The sequence below is a fragment of the Moorena sp. SIO4E2 genome (assembly GCF_010671945.1).
Classification (GTDB): domain Bacteria; phylum Cyanobacteriota; class Cyanobacteriia; order Cyanobacteriales; family Coleofasciculaceae; genus Moorena; species Moorena producens.
Map to the genome: position 1 here is coordinate 1 of NZ_JAAHIE010000625.1, position 3847 is coordinate 3847.

General features: G+C 46.9%; 3 protein-coding genes. 1 reads left to right on the forward strand and 2 read right to left on the reverse strand.

The features are described from left to right. Positions 1–974 precede the first annotated feature (974 nt). The gene (locus F6K37_RS34305) at positions 975–1193 is read left to right on the forward strand and encodes a DUF4327 family protein (RefSeq protein ID WP_008181701.1); all 219 of its coding nucleotides are present in this window, start codon (positions 975–977) and stop codon (positions 1191–1193) included. Between the two features lie 371 nt (positions 1194–1564). On the opposite strand, the gene F6K37_RS34310 is transcribed toward F6K37_RS34305, so the two are convergent. Further along, a complete protein-coding gene (locus F6K37_RS34310; RefSeq protein WP_044492517.1) occupies positions 1565–2788 on the reverse strand; it encodes a protein kinase domain-containing protein in 1224 nt (407 codons plus the stop codon). A 172-nt stretch (positions 2789–2960) separates the two neighbouring features. Next, on the reverse strand, positions 2961–3847 hold an 887-nt coding region (locus F6K37_RS34315), incomplete at its 5' end, for a serine/threonine phosphatase (RefSeq protein WP_287255262.1).

Consider the following 3847-nt stretch of genomic DNA (forward strand, 5'->3'; position numbering starts at 1 on the left):
GCAGGTCGCCCTTCAATCCAGTAAACATCCTTTTGATCAAGGGCAATGCTGCCCAACCTAACGCTGCTTTGAACAATCATGTCAGCGCTAATAGGGGATTTCCAGGAACCATAGGGGGCAAGGTGTGGTGGTTGGGTCATTGAAAAGCTGTAATTGGCTCTAAATTCCTTGGGCTATAGGTACTATCATAACCTGAGTGACATACTCCCGACGCTGCCCTAACGGGACAGCGCGGGCTTCTTACCAACTCCACCCAACGGTATCGGCTTTCGCCGACGCTGCGCGAACGGATACACGGGTTACTTTATTAACAACACGGTCAGAAGTTACCGTAAGGATAGGGTCGCCTTATTTCATGAGTTTTAACCCTTTTCTGCATAGCCAGCTCGCCTATAAAGGCGACCCTATCTATCGGTTTCGTCTCCGGGATGCCCCGACCCCCCGGAACAATACAAAAAGTTCTAGAACCAAAGTACTGCAGGCGAGCACCTTGAGCGAATTTAATGGGCTCAAGGTGCGAGCACCTATGAAATTTTACCCATCCACAGATAACTCAAACTATCAAGTTTTTTTCGGGATGGAACCCCATATTCGGTGGTTTTCAAGGTTGCTGTTAGTAGGTGGCGGTTAGCTCTTAATTTGTTTTCCCTACTCTTCCTAGTATATTACATTGGCATTTCGACGTTCCGACCCTTGCCCCGCGCTTCCCATACGACGCTCACCCTATCGGGTAGAGCGCGGGGCTTCTCGCGGCTTGGCTAAGTGTCTATGGTTCGCGTTAAAGTAGGGATTCCCGTACATTTACCCAGATCGGGCTTGCTTAAATGCATCCGATTGCGCTACAAGAGTATAGAGGGGCTTCCTTGCCGTACAAAACTCTACAGATCGGCGCATTACCGCAAAGGGGAAGCATTGTAGTTCAGGTATTCGCAAAAGCCAATCTAACAACAGAATTGATTTAGAGATTTTAGAGTATGACTCAAACAGTTACTCACCCCATGGTGAAGTTGCAACGCCATGTGCGTTCACTGGCGGAATCCAAAATTATTAAACCCAGTGACAGCCTTTGGAAAATTGCCCTGCTCTATGGGGACGAATGGTCCTACTGGAAACAGGAACTTACTGAATTCGGGTTTACCATGCAAGACCCGATCAGTGACTTACTAGCTGTGGAAGCCTGGGACGAAGAATGATCTGATCCTGTTTCAGGTTAAGTACTTATCTATCTCTGTTGTTCGTCTATATGAAAATTGACAATTGAAAGTTGTCAGTGGTTAATTGGCTATTAACAATTAGCTATTAACAATTCAAAATTGACAATTAACAAAAGGCGAACAACGGGGATCAACCATTTTTAGAAGTAATTAACCGGACTTGATCTGACTTGTTTCGCTCCCATTTGGCGTCCACGCTTCAATAGGTGGAGCTTGGTCATGGATGAGGAGACAGCGCGGGTAGGGTGAGTATATCCTTTCTTTATTCCCTTATCCCCCTTATCCTAATCACTAGCGATCGCCAAATTATGCCCGTGAAATTTCTGCTCATATTCATGCTTCGCCGACTCCTAAATACAAGCAACCAAAGCCTGCATCAGTTCTTTTGCCGTTTGGTAGCGATCGCAAGCCCTTGGTTGACAAACCCGCTCAATCACTTTCCTTAATTGGGGAGTAACAGTGGGAACGCCTGATACATCAAACCGATATCCTGAACTACGCCTTTGATAATACTTTAGAGGAGCTTCCCCGGTGAGCAGAAATATGAGAGTTGGGCCAATGGCGTAAAGATCCGATTGAGTGCAAGGCTGACCTCGGTCTTGTTCAGGAGCACTATATCCCTCGGCACCAATCCGTGTGCCTGGTATTGTGCCAATTTCTTTAACAGCACCGAAATCCAACATCACAATTCGGTTATCTCGATGGCGCACCATCAAATTCGCGGGCTTAACGTCTCGGTGGATTAGAGGCGGCTGGCGGTCGTGGATGTAGTCTAAGATATCGCAAGTCTGAATCATCCACTCTACTGCCTGGGGCAAGGTGACTGGTCCAGTGCTCAAGACACGTTTTTCTAAATCTTCACCGTGGATCAGAGCCATGGCTAAGTATTTTTTCCCCCCTTCCACAAAAAAGTCGTAATACTGGGGAATTCCGGGATGATTCAGGGTTTTTAGGGTGCGAGCCTCTCGTTCAAACAGTTCTTGAGCCTTGGAAATTTGAGCCATGTCAGCATTCATTTCCTTCAGTACTAGTAGGAGTGGGTATCCATCCTTGCTGTTAACTTTGTCCCAGGCAAGATAAGTGGTTCCCATTCCCCCCTGTCCCAATGTCCGCAAAACATGGTAGTTGCGAATGACTCCCTCGACTGGCACCAAGGGTTGACCACAGTGAATACAGAACAAATTGCCTGGTGCATTGCCTTGGTGTTGGCATGGCTTAGTAGTCTCAGTCAAGGGCAAGGGTGCTAGGGAAGGGAGTTGCTGGGTTTGAACTTGGAATTGCAGCCTCGGACCTTTCTGGGCTAGCTGAATCAGAGCCTTTTCCGGCAGCACCCCCTGGGAAACCAAGACACCATTGAGGAAGGTGCCATTGGCACCCTGATTGACCAACTGCCACATCGGACCCGATGGGGAAGCACTAGCCCTGAGTTCCAGGTGATGTCGTGACACGATCGGGTCATCGACAATCACATCATTATCAGGAGCACGACCAATGCGAATCGTAGATTTGCTCTGAAAGCTCCACTGCTGCACTGGAGTGGGGCTTAACGGATCTAATAGGGTCAGTGTGACCATAGTCAGTTGTCCTTTGTCCAAAGTCCTTTGTGGGTTTTATCCTTTGTGGGTTTTATCCTTTGTCGGTTTTGTCCTTTGTCCAAAGTGACTAACCAGAATCTACTGGCAGCTACTAATCACCTAGCTAATCACTAATCACCTAGCTAATCACTAATCACATACAACTAATCACCTAATTTAATGTTGGTTGAGCCAAGTTTGGTCGCACCTTCACCCGAACTAGGATTAGTGTAATGTTGTCGTGACCATTATGCTCATTTGCCAGCTCAATCAAGTTAACCAGACCCTGATCGAGGCTAGCTCGGGAACTTAGTAAAGGCGCTAAGTGAGTTTGCCAGTAATTTTCCAACAGGTCATTATCTGACAAACCATCAGAACAAAGTAAGAATATAGTATCTTCTGCGATATCTATGAATTGCACATCAGGATTTAGGAATTGCTCACTGCGCGGTCCAAGGGCTTGAGTTAGTTGATAGGCATCAGGGCGAGAGTAAGCGAGCTCTGGATCTACTCCGTGCTGGATTTCTCGTTGACCCACCTCGTGGTCTATAGTGATTTGCTCTAAGCCTCGTTTGCGAGTTAGACGATAGACCCGACTATCTCCGACATGGACAATCCCTACCTTGGTATTTTGAATCAACATCATGACTAGAGTCGTACCCATTCGACCGCTGCCAGAGCGAGCATTTTGTTGGTTGATATCGAAAATCGCTTGATTTGTTACATAGACCGATTTCCTGAGACTATCTTCTGTGGGAAACTCGTCTTGCCAATTTTGTTTAAAGTAATTCTGGAGTACCTCTACTGCCATAGAACTGGCTACTTCCCCAGCCGCATGCCCTCCCATGCCATCGCAGAGAATATATAAACCACGAGCTTGTATAGTTCGACCAATGGGATTTTCCTGCTTTTTGAGTTGGGTCTCGATGCCAAAACAATCCTCATTATGATCTCTTTGATGACCAATATCTGTAATACCGAGATCATCGAGACTCTGCAAGCTCATTGGCAACAGTACCGTTGGCATGTCATCCCCTTGTTGCTCAATTCCTGGTAGAT

Coding starts and splice junctions, on each gene's coding strand:
- F6K37_RS34310 (WP_044492517.1), bottom strand. CDS start 2,788: ATGGTCACACTGACCCTATTAGATCCGTTAAGCCCCACTCCAGTGCAG.
- F6K37_RS34305 (WP_008181701.1), top strand. CDS start 975: ATGACTCAAACAGTTACTCACCCCATGGTGAAGTTGCAACGCCATGTG.